Raw genomic sequence first — 19150 nt, forward strand, 5'->3', positions numbered from 1 at the left:
TTTGATGGACTCGCTTGGACACCTCTGGACAATCAGCAGCCTGCATCACACAACAGCAAATGTGGCCACGAATCGCTGTCCTGCTACCCTGCGCCGCCCAATGGCTTATGCATAATCTTTTAACCTGATCCAGCTCCCTAGCGCCACAGGTTGTCGCTTCTGCCTCGGATTCATTTTTGCCAGCCAGGTTGTTTAGTCAATCTATAACCGCTCAAGATACTGGCCGCTTGCGAAAAGATGGCGCCGCTTATACGCAGGGAAATTTGTTGGAGCCTGTTGTGCTCGCCGCTGGGGGGGGGGCGGCGGCGTTACACCAAATCGGCAGAAAGACAGCGACATCACTCGCATCGGTCGGGTCACGACTTGGATGCATGCGAATTATCAAAAGTCTTTCAAAGTCGGGGAGCTGACCGCTATGCCGAATATAAGCCCCGCGTTTTTCATCGGCATTTCAAGACCATCAGCCAGCTAACCCAGGTGCAGTTCCAGGAGCGGGTGCGTTTGCAGGAAGCCTGGCGGCTGCTATTCAGCGAGCAGGACGTGGCCAGCGTTGATTACCTGGTCGGTTATGAAAGCCCGTCCCAGTTCAGCCGCGACTACCACAAGCTTTTTGGTGCTCCGTCAGATCGAGACAAGGCGATGATGCGGTCTAGTTTGGCGATTGAGAGTGGGGTTTAGGTGCTCGTAGACATGGAGCTGGCCTACCCCCCTTTGGGGTACGAAATAAGAGATCTGGGAAGATATTGCATCATGCAGTAAAGCGCAGTGTCGAAAATGTAGTACTGCCTTAATTCATTGGCTAAGCTAATAACCCCTTCCTTAAATTGCCATCTAATCAGAACAATCCCCGCTTGCTACCGTGAATCCCATAGTCACTGACCAACCTAATGGATTCACAAGAGGGTAAGACCATGAAAGCTGTGAGCTTCAAGAACCGTAATGTCGATGTGGCCGCCAATCTGTACTTCCCGGAAGGCTTTGATGCGTCCCGGCAGTACCCCACGATTATCTGTGCGCACCCGATCAGTAGCTGCAAGGAGCAGACCTCCGGTGCGATCTATGCCGCCCGGCTGGCGAAAATTGGGTATGTGACGCTGGCGTTTGATGCGTCCTTCCAGGGGGAAAGTGGTGGCGAGCCACGTTTTCTGGAAGACCCGGCGACCCGGGTGGAGGACTTCCGCTGTGCGGTGGACTATCTGGTGACCCAGGATTTTGTGGATGAGAGCCGCATCGGGGTGCTGGGTATTTGTGGCGGTGGCGGTTATGCCGTGCATGCGGCCATGACGGAGCGTCGTATCAAGGCGGTGGGCACCGTGGTGGCGGCCAACTATGGGCGGCTGATGCGCGAGGGGGATATGTCCCCGAATGCAGCGATCCAGACCCTGGAGGCCATTGGCCAGCAGCGTACCGCCGAGGCCCGTGGGGCGGAGCCGCTGATCACCGGCTATATTCCCAACTCGAAAGACGAGTGTGAGCAGGCAGGCATTACCGATATTGATGTGGTGGAAGCGGTGGATTACTACACCACGCCGCGCGGGCAGCAGCCGGGTTCCCCCAACAAGCTGCGTTTCTCAGGGCTGGCACCGGCAGTGGCCTTCGATGCGTTCCATCTGGCTGAGCATCTGCTGACCCAGCCGCTGCAAGTCATCATCGGCAGCAAGACCGGGGCCTTCGGTTCTCACCGGGATGGCTACGAGCTGTATGGCCGTGCGGCGTCGAAAAACAAGGATCTGCTGGTGGTCGATGGTGCCAGCCATTATGACCTGTACGATCAGCCGCAAGCGGTGGATCAGGCGTTGGCAAAACTGCAGCAGTTTTATCAGGATCACTTGTAACACATCGCGACAGCATCAAGGGCGGCCAGGTTGGTCGCCCTTTTTTATATTCGGTCGATTGGTTTCGAGAGCTCTCAGGTAAGGCGCAAGGCATCAACCACCATGGCAAAGGCAGTGGAGGCCTTGCGGCGGCTGGTGTAATAGAGGTGATAGCCGGGAAAGGTGTGGCTATAGCGATCCAGCACGGAGATCAGGCTGCCGTCGTCCAGTCCCGGCTGGGCCAGGGCTTCTGGAAGGTAGGCCAGGCCCATGCCGTCTTTGGCCGCTTGCAGCACTTGCAGGATGCTGTTGAATACCAGTTGTCCTTCCGTGTGGGTTTTCACTTCTTTCTTGCGTACCTGAAACAGCCAGGGGAAGACGCCGCCCTGGGTGGGCAGGCGCAGGTTGATGGCGTTGTGTGCCACCAGGTCCTGGGGTTTTTGCGGTGGCGTGTGTCGGTTGAAGTAGTCCGGTGAGCCCACCACGACCATGCGGATCGGCGGGCAGATCGGTACTGCAATCATGTCCTTGGCAATCAGTCCGGCGCGGCGTACCCCGGCATCGAATCGTTCCTTGGCAATATCCACCAGTCCATAGTCCACGCTTAGTTCCACCTTGATATCCGGGTGGTCACGCAGCAGGGGCTGCAGGGCTGGCCACAGCACGGTGGAGACGGCAAATTCATCGGCGGTGATGCGTACGGTGCCGGCGGGTTTGCCCTTGAGCGAGTGCAGCTCCGCCAGCCCGGCGTCGATATCGTCCAGCGCCGGCCCTACCAGTTCCAGCAGCCGGTCGCCGGCTTCCGTGGTGGTGACGCTGCGGGTGGTGCGGTTGAGCAGCTTCAGGTCCAGCCGCTCCTCCAGGTTACGCAGGGTCTGACTGAGGGGACTGGGACACACCCAGCCCGGCGGCGGCGCGGGTAAAGCTCTGTTCCCGAGCCACGGCCATAAAGGCGATCAGATCGTTCAGGTTCTCTTTCATGACTAATTAGCTGCGCTAATGGCTGATTCGGTATTGATCATGAAAGCATGAAGCGCGGAGGGGTGCCAGATTTAGTGATTCATGCGTGTCACCGACGTCTATCACGGAAAGCAGAATCGTTCTACGGGCTCACTGAGGAAGCAATCCATGAAGGTGTAATCCACCCATTTTTCATCGCTCGTTTGAGTATAGAGTCACTGTAGCAATCGGGCCGGAGGCACTCCGCCAATGGCCGAATTGGGCCATCCGTTATTGTATTGCCACCGCCACTGTGTGGTTAATAGCTGGGCATGGGCAACGCAGGTGAACTCGTGGAGATCCAGCCACTCGCGCCATGTCGTTCGATTAAATCGTTGTCCCCGTTTCCACAAAACCTCAGGCCTGCATCTTCTTCAACAGTGCCTCACACACCGTCTGATTCATATAGCGCGGTACCGCATAACTGAAATGCGCTTCCTGCAATGCAGCCCTGGCAATGTCGGGAACATCTTCGCTGCGCAATGCGTCCAGCTTCTCGGGAATGCCAAGCTCCTGTTTCAGTTCGCGGACACGTTTGATGAATTTTCCTGCCAGCGCTTCATCGGTTTCACCGCCCTGCTCCAGGCCGCTGACGCGGGCCAGTTCGGCCAGGCGCTCAATGCAGGCGGGGGCGGAATATTCGAGTACGTGAGGCAGCACAATGGCATTCGCCAGGCCATGGGGCGTGTGATAGTGGGCGCCGAAGTTGTGGGCAATGCCGTGGGCGTAGCCAAGACCGGCGCGGTGAGAAGCTGGCCTTTACTACCTTGCTTTTACTTTTTGTCGTTACCGCATTCATCCCGGACCTCCTTAACAGGGAAGCCGGCCTGCGAACCGGCAGGCCGGCACCCTGTATGTGACAGTTCAGTCTTTACGGTACTCAGTCATTGCGATACATGGTTACCACACAGGCACCACCCAGACCGAGGTTATGCTGCAAGGCCACCCGTGCACCGTCTACCTGACGCTTGTCCGCCTGACCGCGCAACTGCCACACCAGCTCAGTACATTGCGCCAGCCCGGTGGCGCCCAACGGATGGCCCTTGGACAGCAGGCCACCGGATGGATTGGTCACATACTTGCCGCCATAGGTGTTGTCACCATCCCAGATGAATTGCTCCGCACCGCCTTCCGGGCACAGACCCAGGCCTTCATAAGTGAGCAGCTCATTGGCGGTAAAACAGTCATGCAACTCGACCACATTGATGTCTTGCGGACCAATGCCGGCCTGCTCGTACACACTCTCTGCAGCCGCGCGTGTCATGTCGTAGCCGACCATCTTGATCATGGATTTTTCGTCAAAGCTGCTGGCGAAATCCGTGGTCATGGCCTGGGCGGCGATATACACCGGATTCTCAATGCCATGCTTTTTCGCGAACTCGTCCGAGCACAGGATCGCCGCACCGGCACCACAGGTGGGAGGACAGCACTGGAAGCGGGTGAGCGGATCAAACACCTCGTCGGACGCCATGATTTCTTCCAGCGACAGCACCTGGTTGAACAGCGCGTAGGGGTTGTTGCCGGCATGGCGGCGCGCCTTCTCGGCGATCTTGCCGAAGGTTTCCCGTTTGGTGCCGTGCTGCCACCGGTACTCGCGGCCCGCGCCACCGAACATCTGTGCCGCCGGCGGCGCCTGGTTGAAACCCTGCGCATCCATCATCACCTGCGCATGCTGACTCATGGGGTTTTCGCGATCATTGAACTTGGAGCCCAGCGCCCCGCGTTCCATTTTCTCGAAACCGAGCGCAATCACACATTCGGCCAAGCCGCCCTCGATGGCCTGGCGGGCCAGGAACAGGGCCGACGACCCGGTGGAGCAGTTGTTGTTCACATTGACCACAGGAATACCGGTCAATCCCAGCTCATACACGGCGCGCTGACCACAAGTGGAATCGCCGTAGACATAACCGCAGAACGCCTGCTCCACATCGCTGTACTGGATGCCGGCATCCTTCATGGCGGCGAGGCCTGCAGCCTTTGCCATCACATGGTAATCATCGCTGGCACCGGGCTTGGCAAACTTGGTCATCCCGACACCGATTACATTCACTCTACGTTTCATTGTCGTTTCTCCGAATTCGGGTGTTACAGGATTTGTTCGAGTTTGCGTACCAGCGACAGATCACCGTCCACGCGCATGTCGCCTTGCTGATACAGGGCGCGCAAGGCCACCTTGCCGGTAATCAGATCGGCCAGCTTGCCGTCGTCCAGTGTCATCACCGCCGCAGCGTCTTTTTCGCCGCTGGAGACAGCAGGCGACGAATCGGACAGGTCGATAAACCAGGCACTGTCAGGGCGTTGTACCTTGATCTGCAATACACCACCCTGCCCGCCGATGGCGGACAATTTTTCCGCCAGCTGCGGCAGCACTTTTTCCGCCTGCGGTTCTTTCTGCTTTTTCGGTGGCGCGGCGGCGGTGTCCGGCTGGCCGGAGGCCAGTCGCTTGTCCCGCGCCTGATCCACCAGCTTCGGGTCCATGCCCTGCAACACGGTGAGCTTGTTGGAGGCCATCACATTGCCGTCGATCTTCAGCTCGCCACCGAAGAACAGTTTCTGCACGGCGGCCAGGTCACCGCCAAACAGGGTCGGCGCATGTTTGGTATCCAGTTCCAGCGTCACATCCGCCTTGTCCAGTTGCCCCGGCCCGGCGGTGCCCGGTGCATTCTTCAGATCGATATAGAAATCCTGATCCGGGTTGCTGAACGCAAACTGGAAGCTGGTGCCGGTCTTCTCGATCAGGTCCGGGTTGTCGGCGATGAAGTGGCCGATGGCACTGAACACATCCGCCATGGTCGGCTCCTGCGATTCGACCGGTGCGGCGGCAGCTTGTGAACCACCACCGTCAGCCACACGCTTGTCGCGTTCCTGTTCGGCCAGTTTCGGGTCCATGTCCTGCAACACGGTCAACTTGTTGGAGGCCATCACGTTGCCGGAGATTTTCAGCTCACCACCGAAGAACAGTTTCTGCACGGCAGCGAGATCGCCACCAAACACGGTGGAAAGGTGCTCGCTGTCCAGTGCCAGGGTCACGTCCGGTTTGTCAATCGTGCCCGGCCCTGCCGCGCCCGGTGCATTTTTCAGGTCAATAAAGAACTGCTGATCCGGATTGCTGAACTCGAACAGGAAACTGGTGCCGGTCTGGTCGACCAGTTCCGGCTTCTGCTCGATGTAGGTCGCCACCGCGGCGAACACATCGTCAGGCGTCACCGCCTGCTCCACCTGCGGCGCAGAATCTTCCTCGGCGGAAGCCTGCTCCGGCACCGGCGCCTCTGCCGGAATCTCGGAGAACAGCTCGATGGCGGCATTCTTCAGCACCACCTCGTTACGCTCTTTCACCCAGGTTTCGAAGATGATGCGGTTATCGGATTCCTTCCACATGCGTGTTTCCAGGGTTTCACCCGGGAACACCGTCTTGGCAAAGCGCACCTTGATGCTCTTGAAGTAACGGCCATCGTTATTGCTGAACGCCTTGATCACATGGCGGCCCGCGTAACCAAAGGTACAAAGCCCGTGCAGGATCGGTTTGTCATAGCCAAAGGCCTTGGCAAACGCCGGGTCCGCATGCAGCGGGTTCCAGTCACCGCACAGGCGGTACAGCAATGTCTGGTTGGCGTCGGTTTTTTCCTCGATCACCGCATCCGGTTCGCGGGCGGGCGGCACATTGATCTCGCCGGAATCGCCACGCTCACCGCCCCAGCCACCGGCACCTTTCACGAACGAGGTCATCTCGTTGTAGGCCACCTCGTTACCGTTCTCGTCGGTGGAAGTAATGGCGAAGGTGACGACTGCGTTCGGGTCCTTGTCCAGCGCCTTCTTGAATTTGAAGGTGTGTTTCAGCTTGGCATGCGGCGGCAGTGGCCGCTTGATCTCGGTGTACTGCTCACCATGCAGTAAGCGGTCAAAACCAAAGTTCATCCCCGGCAAGGTCAGCGCACCTTCCTTCGCCGCTTTCAGCATCGCGCCGATCTGCGGCATGACGCCATAGGTGGGCAACGCCTGGAAATTGCCGCCCAGCTCGTAGACGAATTTCAGTTCATCTTTATCGAGCGGGTCACGGGCGGCGCCAACACTCAGCGCGTACAGCGACAAATCATTTTCATCATAGGCCGATTCCAGCTCGACGCTTTCCTTGCTGGCCACATCCAGATCGATGAACTCGTTGCCGCCCAGAGACGGATTATTGATGTTGTCGAGGATCGGCGAGAAGGATTCGTTGACGTTGGACGGATGATCCGCGTCGGTAAAATCGGTGATCTTGTCCCAGCGACGGGCCACATCATCGACGCTGAATGCCTTGCCGAGCGGGAAGTTGTTGCCCTGGGTGCGCTCCCAGCGCAGCTTGCTGATGTAACCGGCGCCCACTTCGAAGATGCCCTTGGTCTCTTCACAGTCTTCATGACACAACCAGGCCACCAGTGGGCTGACCGCTTCCGGCTTCAGGTTTTCCAGCAGATTCGGCGGCATGATGGTTTCCGTCAGCCGCGAGGCGGCAATCGGCGCGATGGTATTCACATGAATGTTCTTGCTGCGCCCTTCCTCGGCCAGACAGTTGGCCAGCCCGGCCAGTCCCAGCTTGGCGGCACAGTAGTTGGCCTGACCGAAGTTGCCATACAGGCCCGCTGCCGAGGTGGTCATGATGATGCGGCCATAGCCCTTCTCGCGCATGATCGGCCAGGCCGCATGGGTCACGCTCATGGAGCCTTCCAGGTGGACTTTTAGCACCAGGTCCCAGTCCTGCTTCGACATCTTGGCGAAGCTCACATCACGCAAGATGCCAGCATTGTTGACCACGATGTCCACGGTGCCGAAGTTATCCAGGGCGGTCTGCACTATCGACTCGCCGTTTTCCACGGAGTCATAGTTGGCAACCGCTTTTCCCCCCATGGCCCGGATCTCTTCCACCACCTTGTCTGCGGCGGACGATGACTTGCCATCACCGTGGGCACTACCACCCAGATCGTTAACCACCACCTTGCAGCCGCGCTCGGCCAGGGTCAGTGCATGCTGGCGGCCCAACCCGCCCCCGGCACCGGTGACGATGGCCACACGATCATCAAAACGACGTTCTGCCATGATGCTTTCCTCTTTTCATTCCCGGGCCCACTTGCCGCGCGAGCCCGGGAAAATCTTTAGATAGAGCGGGAAATGAGTTCTTTCATGATTTCGTTGGTGCCGCCGTAGATGCGGTTGGCACGGGTGTCGATATAGGCGCGGGCGATGGGGTACTCGAGCATGTAGCCGTAGCCACCGTGTAGCTGCACACAGCGATCAACCACATTACTGAGCAAATCGGACACCCAGTACTTGGCCGCACAGGCTGCCTCGGGGGACAAGGCATTGCGCACCACCAACTCCATACAGCGATCCACATAGACCCGCGCAATCTGGATTTCAGAACGCATCTCGGCCAGTTCAAAACGGGTGTTCTGGAACGCCGCCACCGGCTTGCCAAACGCCTGCCTCTGTTTCACATATTCCACGGTGGTTGCCAGCGCATGCTCGGCAGCCGACGCACAGATGATGGCGATCATCATCCGCTCCCAGGCCAACTCCTTCATCAAGGCAATAAAGCCCATACCCTCGGCGCCCAGCAGGTTTTCCTTAGGCACCTTGACGTTGTCGAAGAACAACTCGCAGGTGTCCTGCCCGCGCATGCCCACTTTCTTCAGCGGCTTGCCCTTGGAGAAGCCCTCGCGATCCGCCTCGATAATCATCAGGGATACACTTTGTGCTCCCAGATCCGCCGGCCCGGTTCGCACCGCCACCACCGCCATGTCACAGAGGTAACCGTTGGTGATAAAGATTTTCGAGCCATTCACCACATAGTGATCACCCTCAAGGGTGGCAGTGGTCTTGATGCGCTGCAGATCGGAACCGGTACCCGGCTCGGTCATGGCCACGGCAGTGACCGCTTCACCGGTGGCCATTTTGGGCAACCACTGGCTTTTCTGTTCATGGGAGCCAAAGTTGTTGATGTAGTTGGCAACAATGTCCGAATGCAGCGCAAAGCCGCTGGCCGAATCACCCACCCGGGCCTGCTCTTCCATAAGAATCATCGAGTAGAGGCGGTCAACGCCGCAGCCACCGTATTCCTCGGGCATGGTGGCACACAGCAGCCCAAGCTCACCCGCCTTGTTCCACAGCTCGCGATCGAGATGCTGCTGCTCTTCCCACTTCTCGTGATAAGGGGCAATTTCCGTCTCGAAGAAACGTCGAGCGGTGGCGCGAAACGCTTCATGGTCTTCATTGAACAGGGTACGGGGAATCATTGGCGACACAGCCGCCGGTACATGCACGTCACTCATTACAGGTTTTCCACTGTTGATTCATAAACATGACAAGAACTCTATAACTTACAATACGTACGTTCAACTTGTTTTTAATCGTTCGCGCGCATAAGCTATATATCGTTTAGAATCAGCATCCTACGCCAGAGAAAGCAAACCCGACAACAGGCAGATAACGTCATGAAGGCACAGCGACGAACCCAGGAACAACGTAGCGATGCCATGCGAGAACGCATCATCCAGGCGGTACTCACGTGTCTTGAGAAGGACGGATTTGCAGGCACGACAGTGAGTCGCATCATCGAGGTCGCTGGCGTTTCCCGGGGAGCACCGCTACACCATTTCCACAGCAAAGCCGCCATGATTGCCGCTGCTGCCGAGCAACTGATTCGCCAGCAATATATTCAACTGGGCAAAGCCATTGCCAAGCTGCACGGCTCTGAGGACCGACTGGAAGAGCTGATCTTTGGCGCCTGGAAAAATGTCTTTGATCAACCGGAATACATCCCGTTGATGCAGCTACTGACCGCCAGCCAGCACGATCAGGAACTCGCCGCCATTTTGCAGCGCGTCTGGACATCCAGTTATTTCATCGTGGGTAACGCAGCCGATCACTACCTGGAGGCCACCAAGGAAGATACCGATGTGCGCTCGATGATGATGTTGACGCAATGGCTATTGCGCGGCATGGCACAGGACCTGCACATCGTTGCGGACAAGGCGCTGTTTGACCGTTATCTGAAGCTTTGGTGTGACACGCTTGCCCTTCACTTGCGAGCTAGGGCGGGCGTAACGACACCGCCCCCTTATCCACCCAGGTGGGATCTACCGCTGACTGATGTTTGACGGTAGCTATCTCAGCACGCCATGTTTATGTCAACGTATCGCTTATCCAATACTCGATATGTCACAGCATTTCGCCCCTGGCTAGCAGCGATAATGGCAGACAGGGGTATCCTCAGTTGAGCATACGCCAATAATACAAAGGTACCCGAGTATCGCTACGACTGATGCACAGGTGTTTATGGGCAAAGTCAGTGGAATTTCCAAGACAGGGAAGAGGCTGGCTACACCAATTACTACACTTTCAGTACGGTTACAGAAGCCGGACTGAAATACAGCCTAACCAGCTGATTTAAATAAAAGTACAAAGTCGAAAAAGGTGTTGCCCAACACGGTTAGCCCATCAAAAATAACCTGAAGATGGGGCCCGAACCCCTAGCGAGTAGCAGTGTATCGCAGCCCTCACGACAAGTCATCGAACGATGGAAAATCGCCAGCACAGCCAGGATCGTCCCACTGAAGAGACTCCAACACTCTATAATATTTTCCTTTCCACACAGGCATCCACCTTAGGCCCCAATGAGTGATCGTACATTCAGATGTAGTGTCAAATTAACTATCTCACTACAATTTACCCAGCCGATGCTCTCAAGGAGGCCATGCCAGTGGATCCCTCCTTTAAACCGGAATCTCTATTGGGATACCACGAAAGGATGACCGGTTACTGATCGCACTTCGCATGCTTCAGATTAAAGACTTCAGCTCGATATCCGTATTACTCAATGCGTCAGCGCTAACGCTCTTGCGTTGCTGGACCAACTGCTTGCCCACCATGAAAGCAATGGGCAGATTGACCGCGTCAACAGCAATGACAGAGCCCTCGAGCAGATAGAACACCGCAAATCCCTTATCATTGGTGGTGCCGCGCAGCACCCGCTGATCATGATTTTGCGACAGCCCAACCATCTGTAAGCGGACGTCATATTGGTTCGACCAGAACCATGGTGCGCTATCGTAGGGCATCTCCTCGCCCATCAAGGTCGCCGCCGCCGTACGCGCTTGATCAACCGCGTTGGCAACAGACTCAAGCCGTTGCATCTTTTCGAAAAAAAGATTCCGGTGGCGGGTACAGTCGCCGATTGCCAAGATGTCGCGATCATCAGTGCGGGTAAATTCATCCACGACAATACCGTCATCGCAGAGTAGGCCAGCGTTCTCGGCCAATGTAGTTTCCGGTATGACACCTATTGATACGAGCACGATATCAGCCGGAACATTGCCACCATCGGCCAAGGTCACGCCTGCCACACGCCCCTTATCACCCGCTTCGAAGCCAGTTACCGCCGTGCCAAGACGCACATCAACGCCAGCAGCAGTGTGCTTGGCGTAGAAAAACGTGGACATTTCTGGCCCCGTAACACGCTGCATCAAGCGTTCGGCGGCTTCCAGGACCGTGACATTAACACCTTTCTTGATAGCGCTGGCAGCCACTTCAAGGCCAATATAACCGCCGCCCACGATGACCAGGCGTTTACCCGGCACTAATTGATTGCGCAGAGCATCGGTGTCAGCGATATCATGCAGATAGTGTATTCCTTTCAAATCTGATCCGGGCGCTTTAAGGCGACGAACATGTGACCCCGTCGCCAGAACCAATCGATCGTATTTCAATGTGCTTTGATCCGACAACTTGATGCTTTTCGCGTATCGGTCGATCCCTTCGACGCGCACACCGAGCCGCAACTGCTGCCCCGCATTCTCATACACCGAACGCGGCTTCAGGTACAGAGACGACTGATCAACCTCTCCTGCAAGATAACTTTTGGACAAAGGTGGACGCTGGTAGGGAGGATGAGGCTCATCGCTCACCAGTACTACCTCATGCTGATATTTCTTTTGCAGCAAGGCTGTCAAGAGCGTACCGGCTGCATGTCCACCACCAACGATGACTGTCGTATCTTTCTTTTTGTTAACCATAGGTTGTCTCTTTTGTGCGCCTTGGAAGCGTATTTTCATATCCCAACACCGCAGGTGAGCAAGAGGCCGCGATATCGATCGCGCACGCACAGGATGCCTAACTGCTGAGCATCTCAGCATCCTCAAGTATCATCGCGGCTCCCTTCTCGCCGATCATGGTTGCCGGCTGGTTGGTGTTACCGCCGACCAGTGTCGGCATGATAGAGGCATCAACTACCCTCAAGGATCGCAGGCCGTGCACTCGCAGACGCGAATCGACCACCGCCATCGGATCCACACCCATCTTACAGGTTCCGACTGGATGGTAGGCGGACTCGCCGCTACGCCGCACCCATGCGGCCAGGTCCTCATCATTCTGCAGCTCCGACCCTGGCGACATCTCGACTTCGTGGTGCAAGCAGAATGCAGGCTGCGCCAAGATCTTACGCACCAGACGTACCCCGCGAACGAGCTGCTCGACGTCGGCGGATTCGGCCATGTAGTTGGGATCTATCAACGGGGCAGTGAACGGATCAGCACTGTGCAAACCAATCCGCCCACGCGACAATGGCCTAAGTCCGTAGATCATCACTATGTAGCCATAACCACTCATTGCGACCTTCATGTCCCTCCCGTGATCGGCGTACAGCATAGGGCCAAAGTGTAGTTGCAGGTCGGGTATCGCCTCCTCCGGCCGGGAGCGGATGAACCCGCCTGCCTCGGCGCCGTTGCTGGACAGCACACCGCGCCGACCGATCAGGTATTGCAGCAGTGCCCCCAGGCCCTTTAGCCAGTAGCTAGGATGCATCGAGATACTCTGGCGGCTGCGCGTTCTGGCGCGCACGAACACGTCGATATGGTCCTGTAGATTCTGTCCAACGCCCTCCAGGACATGACGCAATTCAATGCCATGCCGGTACAGCTCCTCACGCGGACCGATGCCGGATAACATTAGCAATTGCGGCGAGTTGAACGTTCCGCCGCAGAGCACAACTTCGCGCCCGGCACTGACCTGCACCAGCCCCTTAGCGCTTCGGTACTCGACACCGGTGGCACGGGTGCCATCAAGCAGCACACGGGTAACATGCGCGCCGCTGCGAACCGTCAGGTTGGAACGCTCCTCGGCGGGTTCGAGATAGGCGCGCGCATTACTGCACCGCATGCCGTCTTTCTGATAAGCGTAGTAGAACCCCACTCCCTCCTGCTCACTACCGTTGAAGTCCCTATTGAGCCGGTACCCTGCCTGCCTCGCTGCCTCAACGAAGGTCGCACTTAACGGGTTGGTGTAACGGCGCTCGGCAACATTGAGCGGACCTCCGAGGCCATGAAATTCAACCTCGGCCGGGTTCAGCTTCGGCTCGAAATGTTCGGATCTACGAAAGTAAGGTAGAACATCAGTGTATGACCACCCATCACAGCCCTGCCGCGCCCATTCGTCGTAGTCCCAGGCATGCCCGCGGATGTAGACCTGCGCGTTCATGCCACTAGAACCACCAAGCATTCTGCCCCGCGGCTGGAACAAGACACGGTCATGCATATGGGGCTGCGGTTCGGTATTGAACTGCCAATTGAATCGGCGGCTGAACATCAGCTGCAGGAAACCCAACGGCATGTTCACAAAAGGGTTACCGCGGCTCTCAGGTCCGGCTTCAAGCAGCAGCACCGAATAGCGGCCGCTCTCGGACAAACGGCTTGCAACCGCACACCCAGCAGAGCCCGCGCCGACCACCACATAATCGAATGCTTCAGGCGACACCCCGCTCAGACATTTCATTAACTTTTTGCCGTCAGCTTGACCATCAATTTGGAATAGCCCCGCACGAAGTTAGACTGCACACGCTCGGGCTCGCCAACAACTTCAATATTCTCGAAGCGTTTCAGTAACTCTTCCCACAGAATGCGAAGTTGCAGCTCGGCCAAGCGGTTACCCATGCAACGGTGAATGCCGTAACCAAAAGAGATATGGTTTCGCGCGTCCTTGCGATCAATAATAAGTTGATCAGGGTTTTCGAACTTGCGTTCGTCCCGGTTTCCCGAGGCATACCACATTAACACCCGGTCCCCTTTCTTGATGGTCTGACCACGAAGCTCAACATCCTGGGTAGCAACCCTGCGCATATTCGCCAACGGGGTTTGCCAACGGATGATTTCCGAAACCATATTCGGAATCAACTCCGGTTTTGCCTTCAGTTTTCTAAATTCCTCGGGAAACTGATTCAAAGCCAGCACGCCACCACTCATCGAGTTGCGAGTGGTATCATTTCCACCAACAATAAGCAGCGCCAGATTCCCGATAAACTCCATCGGCCGATTGATCAGGTCTTTTGTATCTTCGTTGCTCTGCAGCATACTGATCAAATCGAAACCGGGTTCTTCGCCGGAAGCACGTCGCGCCTCCTTGTCTCGCCACAGCCTGGAGAACGCCCTCGCCATATCTGCCGCGTCATCAAACATGACATCTTCGTCGGTAAATTCTCCACCCGTGGCGGATGCCGCGCCAGACAAACGATCAGACCATTCAACGAGTTTGTGACGATCCTCATAAGGGAAATCCAGCAACGTAGCGAGCATACGGCCAGTCAGTTCTTTGGACACCGCCGGCACCCAATCGAAAGGTTTATCCAGAGGCAAGCTGTCTAGCACTTCCGCCGCACGAGAACGAATCAGCCCTTCCATTTCTTTAAGGTTTTTCGGAGCAACGACGCCCTGCACCGCTCGGCGCTGTACATCATGTTTGGGCGGATCCATGGCGATAAACATTTCCACCGATAGTCCGTCCGGTGGATCACCCAGAATAATTTGCGGCTCAGAGGAAAACAGTTCATGGCTCTTGTCGACGAACAAAATATCTTCATAGCGCGTTATTGACCAGAAAGGCCCGAATGGACTGTTCTTCTGGTAATGTACCGGAGCTTCATCTCGTAACCGCTTAAAATAGGCGCGCCACTGATCTTGTCGATACAGAAAAGGGTTGCTGGTGTCGATATCTTCCAGTGCCAAGGTGCTAACATCAGGCAGGGGAGTTTCGACAAACTCCATTTGTGTGGAGCGAGAACCCACGGCCTTTCTCTTTGCCTTCATCAACATTTTCATGGTTTTAATCTGAAAATGCATTGGCACCACTTTCGACGAAACGTTGAAAACCTTGGTCTGCAAACTGTTGCTTGAGCTTGTTTTTGTTGACATAGCTTTCTCCCTGCTTACATCTGGAATTCAGGCAAATGCACGGTCATACCGTCCATCGCCTCAGTAATTTCTACCTGGCAGCCCAGACGCGAGGTTCTCGCCCGCTCCGGGGTCATGGACAGCATCTGTTCTTCCGCGTCACCAACCGTTCCGGTATTGCCGAACCACTCATCGGCAACAATCATGTGGCAGGTACCACAGGCGCACTCGCCGCCACAATCACCATCGATACCTGGCACGGCGTTATCAACCGCAACTTGCATAAGCGTAGAACCCGCCCTGAATTCCGTCACATGCTCGGTATCGTCATGTTCAATAAAGATAATTTTTCCCACAGCGCGTCTCCTAGTATTTATGTCTAACCTGAAGATTGGCTATATAGCGGCATGCCAGCGAGGACATTTCTTGACAGGACGGGGACATTTAAAGACAGTAATGACTTTCCGAGGAGAGGCTAATGGCAATAACTACGCAGAGTGATAGCTTGCAAAGCGTGGATGCTGATATCCCATCGAACTACTCACGCCTTATCGCCCGTGAACTTGGTCTGAGTGCACGAGAGCTGCCCCGACTCCTGCGCAAAACAGATGTGGATGTTACGCAATTACTCAAAGATGAGAGTCGACTCACCGCAACCCAACAGATGCAGATCTTGCGTAATGCTTTGGATCTATCCGGTAAACCAGAGTTCGGCTTGCGGTTGGGCAGGCGCCTCACCCCGGCAACCCATGGGGTGATGGGCTTTGTTGCTAACAGCAGCCCCGACCTTTATACCGCGCTGCAAGCCGTTCACACTTTCCTGCCTACGCGAGCAAGCTTTATTCAGGTGAACCTGCAAAACACTGAGGATTATCTGGAATGTGTTGTGAGCTTTCAGGTAGCGATGGACAACGACGTGGAGCGCTGCTTGGCAGATACTGTGATCAAGGCTTTTTTTGAAATTGGCGAGTTCATCGTAGGTCGCCCATTGTATGAATCAGAGGTTCATTTCCCCCATCCAGCCCCCGTCTACCAGGACATGTACCGGGAGTATTTACCAGGCAAAGTTTACTTCGACTGCAATCACTTCAAACTAAAATTAGCAATGGAGTTATGTCGAAAGCCGAACGCATCAGCCAATCATGAAAGCTATCATCTGGCCTTTCAGCAGTGCGAATCCATGCTTGCGCGCCTTCAGAACCCTGAACCGGACTATCGGACTCGGCTACAGAAAATGATGCTTTTCCGACCACCCGGGACACTGAGTGAAGATGAAGCCGCCGCCTCCCTCTTCATGAGCAAACGCACCCTTGCACGGAAGCTCAAGAAAGAAAACAGCAGCTTCAGAAAGATTCGCGATGAAGTGCTATCCAGGCAAGCAGCAAGCTATTTATGCGAGAGTCAGCTCTCGGTCGAAGCAACCGCTACACTGTTGAATTATCATGACACTGCCAGCTTCAGACGGGCGTTTAAACGCTGGTTTGGTCAGACTCCTGATCAGTACAGACAAAGGACGGGCACATAAGCCGTGCTGACAGTCAGCAATCAGCGCTGGTCATGACTTCTCATTCAATAGATCGTCTAGCGCTTGAGCACACCGTCTTTAATTACCACCCACACAAAGTCACCGATATCTTTTACGGTATACCGCCCGCCCTCGTTAAACCATGTTGCGACCCAATTTAACGCTCCCAAGCCGATAAGGCGCAAAAGATCACGATCTACATCCGCACGAATCAGGTTTTGAGAGGACAAGGATTGGATCATAGCAGACCAAAGAAGTTCGTATCTGTCTCGTAGATCAATCATTTCCTTGCGTGACTGGCCCTGCAAGGAGCGCCATTCAAAAAGGAGGACATAGACCATATCCGACCCACCAACCAGCAACTCAAGGTGAGCATTGATCCCCTGACGCAACTGCTCAAGCGGCTCACTTTCCCCCCGAATGGCCTCAGACAAGGCCGTAGACGCTTGCTCAAGCGCAAGGCGCATCAAGTCGACCAGAATGCTTTCCTTGGAGGGGTAACGGTAATGCAAGCTGCCAGGCAGCATGCCACAAGCCTCGGCGATTTCTTTAACGGTGGTTTTATCGAACCCCTTTTGACGAAATAGACGAGCTGCAGCACCGAGCACAAACACTCGATCCGCCTCCGCCACCGGCGTTACCTGATTTTTCTTTCTTCCCACAAGGCACTCCCATGCTGTAAGCCTTTGATTCTAGCATTCCTTTTAAAGTCGGCCCAGCCTTCCTGGCCGATGGCACTATTCGATCTATACAGATAAAAACACGCTGTCTACCTTATAATCTTGAATTTGGTTGGTCATACAAATAAAGTCCAATGAATGCACTTTACTTGGGAGCGATCCAATGGCTCTGGCAAACCGCAAGATTGGTTACGACGAGGTTGTAACCCGTGACATTCACTTTCCCATGAACATCGAAAACGTGGCTCGCCACTGGTTTCGCAACGACCCGTGGTCCACTCACTGGATGAATGCCATTCTCGCCGCCGTCCCCGACGGTGAACGCTGGGTGATGAATTCTGCAAGACGGCAGCTTGGCAAGCTTGACGATCCAGAAGTGCTGAACGCAGCTAAAGAATTCATTCGCCAGGAGCGCATTCATGCTCGTGAGCACGATGAAATGAACGCCATCGGCGTGCAACACGGGGTTCCCATCGACAAGGTTGAAGGCGTGTTCAAGCTGATCCGTAAGCAACTCCAACACCGCCTCAGTGACGATATGCAGAGCTCCATCGCAGCGGCGTTTGAACATTTCACGGCCATTATTTCCTCGGTACTGCTTGAGCACCCGGAGCTGTTTGACGAAACCCACCCGGATTTGCGTGCCATGCTCTACTGGCACTTTGTCGAAGAAACCGAGCACAAGAGCGTCAGTTATGACGTCTTCGTCGATGCCAGTGGTGGTGGCTACCGCAGTTACCGACTGCGTATCAGTGGCATGCTACTGGCCATTGCCCTGGGCTTCCCCATTATGATCGGCAACCAGACCTATCTGCTCTACAAGGATCGTCAAATTCTGAATTTGTGGTCCGCCGCCAAAATGACCAAAGTCCTGTTCTGGCGTCCCGGCATTCTTTCCAAGGTACTCGCTGGCGTGCCCCCCTATTTCTCCCCCACTTTCCACCCGTGGGATGACGATAACCGTGATGTAATCCGGATCTGGAAACGCGCCTACGAAAGAACTGGCGACCCTCATAAGGCCTATCAAGCGCTCAGAGACCACCGAGCCAACAATGTACACGGTACATTCGAAACGCCACAACCTGAACCCGCATGGGGGCAGGCATGAAAAAGAAACCCTTGCACCCGTCAACTCAGGCGGCAGCTGTCATCACCGGGGCGGGTAGCGGCATCGGTCGTAGCTTTGCTTACGAAGTTGCCCGTCGAGGCGGTTCGGTACTGTGTGTCGATATCAATGAAGAGCGCGCCGAACAGGTGGCGATCAGCCTGCGAGCACTCGGTACTCACGCGGTAGCCCTGGGGTGTGATGTCGGCGATGAAAAACAGATGGCATACCTGGCGGAAAATGCCGAGCCTTTGCTCGGCAGGCCGGTAACCCTGGTAATCAACAACGCCGGCGTCGGCCTCGGTGGCCCAATCGGCGAGGTGTCACTTGAAGATTGGCACTGGTGCATGAACGTCAATCTATGGGGAGTTATTCACGGCTGCCATTATTTTGCCCCTCAGCTTCGCGATCTGGGCTATGGAGGCATCATCAATGTGGCCTCTGCTGCCGCATTCGGGTCCGCCCCGGAAATGGCCGCCTACAACGTCACCAAGGCGGGGGTGCTGGCCCTGTCCGAAACGCTGTCTTCTGAACTGACCGGTACCGGCGTAAAAATCACGGCCCTGTGCCCAACCGTGGTCCCGACCAATATCGTCGAGAATGGGCGCCTGCCTGAACGTCGCCGTGACTTTGCCCGTTCAGCGATGACCCGCTATGCCCTCACCAACGCCGACCAGGTGGCCCGACAGACCCTCAGTGCCCTTGATCGAGGTGAGCTTTACATGCTGCCACAAATTGACGGCCGGCTTGCCTGGCGGTTGAAACGCCTGACGCCACGACTATACGCCCGCGCGATTGGCGAAGCTTACAGAATGCTGGCTGATTAAACCGCATTA

General features: G+C 55.8%; 15 protein-coding genes and 3 pseudogenes. 6 read left to right on the plus strand and 12 right to left on the minus strand.

The features are described from left to right. The first annotated feature begins 363 nt into the window (after positions 1 to 363). Entirely contained in the window at positions 364 to 678 is a 315-nt protein-coding gene (locus tag C4S63_RS09395; protein ID WP_052042919.1) for a helix-turn-helix domain-containing protein, read from the plus strand. A 233-nt stretch (positions 679 to 911) separates the two neighbouring features. Next, positions 912 to 1835, plus strand: coding sequence for an alpha/beta hydrolase (locus tag C4S63_RS09400; protein WP_103917423.1), 924 nt, complete (start codon positions 912 to 914; stop codon positions 1833 to 1835). 74 nt (positions 1836 to 1909) lie between these two features. Here C4S63_RS09400 and C4S63_RS09405 read toward each other — a convergent pair whose 3' ends face one another. From C4S63_RS09405 to C4S63_RS09430, 7 genes and pseudogenes are all read right to left on the minus strand, one after another. Beyond that, entirely contained in the window at positions 1910 to 2479 is a 570-nt protein-coding gene (locus tag C4S63_RS09405; RefSeq protein ID WP_231866110.1) for a LysR substrate-binding domain-containing protein, read from the minus strand. A gap of 189 nt (positions 2480 to 2668) precedes the next feature. Further along, positions 2669 to 2795: pseudogene (locus C4S63_RS17520) on the minus strand (LysR family transcriptional regulator); the annotation flags it as partial. 194 nt (positions 2796 to 2989) lie between these two features. Further along, positions 2990 to 3151, minus strand: a pseudogene (locus tag C4S63_RS09410) (integrase core domain-containing protein); the annotation flags it as partial. 19 nt (positions 3152 to 3170) lie between these two features. Then, a pseudogene (locus C4S63_RS09415) lies at positions 3171 to 3545 on the minus strand (iron-containing alcohol dehydrogenase); the annotation flags it as partial. A 148-nt stretch (positions 3546 to 3693) separates the two neighbouring features. Continuing rightward, a complete protein-coding gene (locus tag C4S63_RS09420) occupies positions 3694 to 4875 on the minus strand; it encodes a lipid-transfer protein (RefSeq protein WP_063508269.1) in 1182 nt (393 codons plus the stop codon). A 23-nt stretch (positions 4876 to 4898) separates the two neighbouring features. Continuing rightward, positions 4899 to 7886 (minus strand): peroxisomal multifunctional enzyme type 2, encoded by a 2988-nt coding sequence (locus C4S63_RS09425; RefSeq protein WP_200819534.1) that lies wholly within the window; start codon positions 7884 to 7886, stop codon positions 4899 to 4901. A gap of 56 nt (positions 7887 to 7942) precedes the next feature. Further along, positions 7943 to 9118, minus strand: coding sequence for an acyl-CoA dehydrogenase family protein (locus C4S63_RS09430; protein WP_063508267.1), 1176 nt, complete (start codon positions 9116 to 9118; stop codon positions 7943 to 7945). 162 nt (positions 9119 to 9280) lie between these two features. Between C4S63_RS09430 and C4S63_RS09435 the strand changes: the two genes are divergently transcribed. Further along, positions 9281 to 9946 (plus strand): TetR/AcrR family transcriptional regulator, encoded by a 666-nt coding sequence (locus tag C4S63_RS09435; protein ID WP_035248720.1) that lies wholly within the window; start codon positions 9281 to 9283, stop codon positions 9944 to 9946. A gap of 681 nt (positions 9947 to 10627) precedes the next feature. Here the strand turns inward: C4S63_RS09435 and C4S63_RS09440 are convergent. The 4 genes from C4S63_RS09440 to C4S63_RS09455 are packed head-to-tail and all read right to left on the minus strand — an operon-like array spanning position 10628 to position 15360. Next, entirely contained in the window at positions 10628 to 11899 is a 1272-nt protein-coding gene (locus C4S63_RS09440; RefSeq protein WP_231866109.1) for an NAD(P)/FAD-dependent oxidoreductase, read from the minus strand. A 58-nt stretch (positions 11900 to 11957) separates the two neighbouring features. Then, a complete protein-coding gene (locus tag C4S63_RS09445) occupies positions 11958 to 13613 on the minus strand; it encodes a GMC family oxidoreductase (protein WP_035248722.1) in 1656 nt (551 codons plus the stop codon). Then, positions 13613 to 15025 (minus strand): cytochrome P450, encoded by a 1413-nt coding sequence (locus C4S63_RS09450; RefSeq protein WP_035248723.1) that lies wholly within the window; start codon positions 15023 to 15025, stop codon positions 13613 to 13615. Before C4S63_RS09450 ends, C4S63_RS09445 begins: the two co-directional genes overlap by 1 nt. A 14-nt stretch (positions 15026 to 15039) precedes the next feature. Then, on the minus strand, positions 15040 to 15360 hold the full coding sequence (locus tag C4S63_RS09455; RefSeq protein ID WP_008930234.1) for a 2Fe-2S iron-sulfur cluster-binding protein: 321 nt from the start codon (positions 15358 to 15360) through the stop codon (positions 15040 to 15042). A 122-nt stretch (positions 15361 to 15482) separates the two neighbouring features. Between C4S63_RS09455 and C4S63_RS09460 the strand changes: the two genes are divergently transcribed. Further along, positions 15483 to 16529, plus strand: coding sequence for an AraC family transcriptional regulator (locus C4S63_RS09460; protein WP_103917425.1), 1047 nt, complete (start codon positions 15483 to 15485; stop codon positions 16527 to 16529). A gap of 56 nt (positions 16530 to 16585) precedes the next feature. Here C4S63_RS09460 and C4S63_RS09465 read toward each other — a convergent pair whose 3' ends face one another. Beyond that, complete coding sequence (locus tag C4S63_RS09465) at positions 16586 to 17191, minus strand: TetR/AcrR family transcriptional regulator (RefSeq protein WP_035233472.1); 606 nt, start codon at positions 17189 to 17191, stop codon at positions 16586 to 16588. Positions 17192 to 17372: 181 nt separating this feature from the next. On the opposite strand from C4S63_RS09465, the gene C4S63_RS09470 reads away from it, so the two are divergent. Both C4S63_RS09470 and C4S63_RS09475 read left to right on the plus strand, forming a co-directional pair. After that, the gene (locus C4S63_RS09470; protein WP_008930237.1) at positions 17373 to 18317 is read left to right on the plus strand and encodes a metal-dependent hydrolase; all 945 of its coding nucleotides are present in this window, start codon (positions 17373 to 17375) and stop codon (positions 18315 to 18317) included. Then, on the plus strand, positions 18314 to 19141 hold the full coding sequence (locus C4S63_RS09475; RefSeq protein WP_008930238.1) for an SDR family oxidoreductase: 828 nt from the start codon (positions 18314 to 18316) through the stop codon (positions 19139 to 19141). Before C4S63_RS09470 ends, C4S63_RS09475 begins: the two co-directional genes overlap by 4 nt. Positions 19142 to 19150: the final 9 nt, after the last annotated feature.

The organism is Alcanivorax sp. DSM 26293, assembly GCF_900107995.1.
Classification (GTDB): Bacteria; Pseudomonadota; Gammaproteobacteria; order Pseudomonadales; family Alcanivoracaceae; genus Alcanivorax.

Excerpts from the sequence above, each read along its gene's own strand:
- C4S63_RS09400 (WP_103917423.1), top strand. The coding sequence starts at position 912 with ATGAAAGCTGTGAGCTTCAAGAACCGTAATGTCGATGTGGCCGCCAAT.
- C4S63_RS09420 (WP_063508269.1), bottom strand. The coding sequence starts at position 4,875 with ATGAAACGTAGAGTGAATGTAATCGGTGTCGGGATGACCAAGTTTGCC.
- C4S63_RS09425 (WP_200819534.1), bottom strand. The coding sequence starts at position 7,886 with ATGGCAGAACGTCGTTTTGATGATCGTGTGGCCATCGTCACCGGTGCC.
- C4S63_RS09430 (WP_063508267.1), bottom strand. The coding sequence starts at position 9,118 with ATGAGTGACGTGCATGTACCGGCGGCTGTGTCGCCAATGATTCCCCGT.
- C4S63_RS09435 (WP_035248720.1), top strand. The coding sequence starts at position 9,281 with ATGAAGGCACAGCGACGAACCCAGGAACAACGTAGCGATGCCATGCGA.
- C4S63_RS09440 (WP_231866109.1), bottom strand. The coding sequence starts at position 11,899 with ATGAAAATACGCTTCCAAGGCGCACAAAAGAGACAACCTATGGTTAAC.
- C4S63_RS09445 (WP_035248722.1), bottom strand. The coding sequence starts at position 13,613 with ATGAAATGTCTGAGCGGGGTGTCGCCTGAAGCATTCGATTATGTGGTG.
- C4S63_RS09450 (WP_035248723.1), bottom strand. The coding sequence starts at position 15,025 with ATGTCAACAAAAACAAGCTCAAGCAACAGTTTGCAGACCAAGGTTTTC.
- C4S63_RS09460 (WP_103917425.1), top strand. The coding sequence starts at position 15,483 with ATGGCAATAACTACGCAGAGTGATAGCTTGCAAAGCGTGGATGCTGAT.
- C4S63_RS09470 (WP_008930237.1), top strand. The coding sequence starts at position 17,373 with ATGGCTCTGGCAAACCGCAAGATTGGTTACGACGAGGTTGTAACCCGT.
- C4S63_RS09475 (WP_008930238.1), top strand. The coding sequence starts at position 18,314 with ATGAAAAAGAAACCCTTGCACCCGTCAACTCAGGCGGCAGCTGTCATC.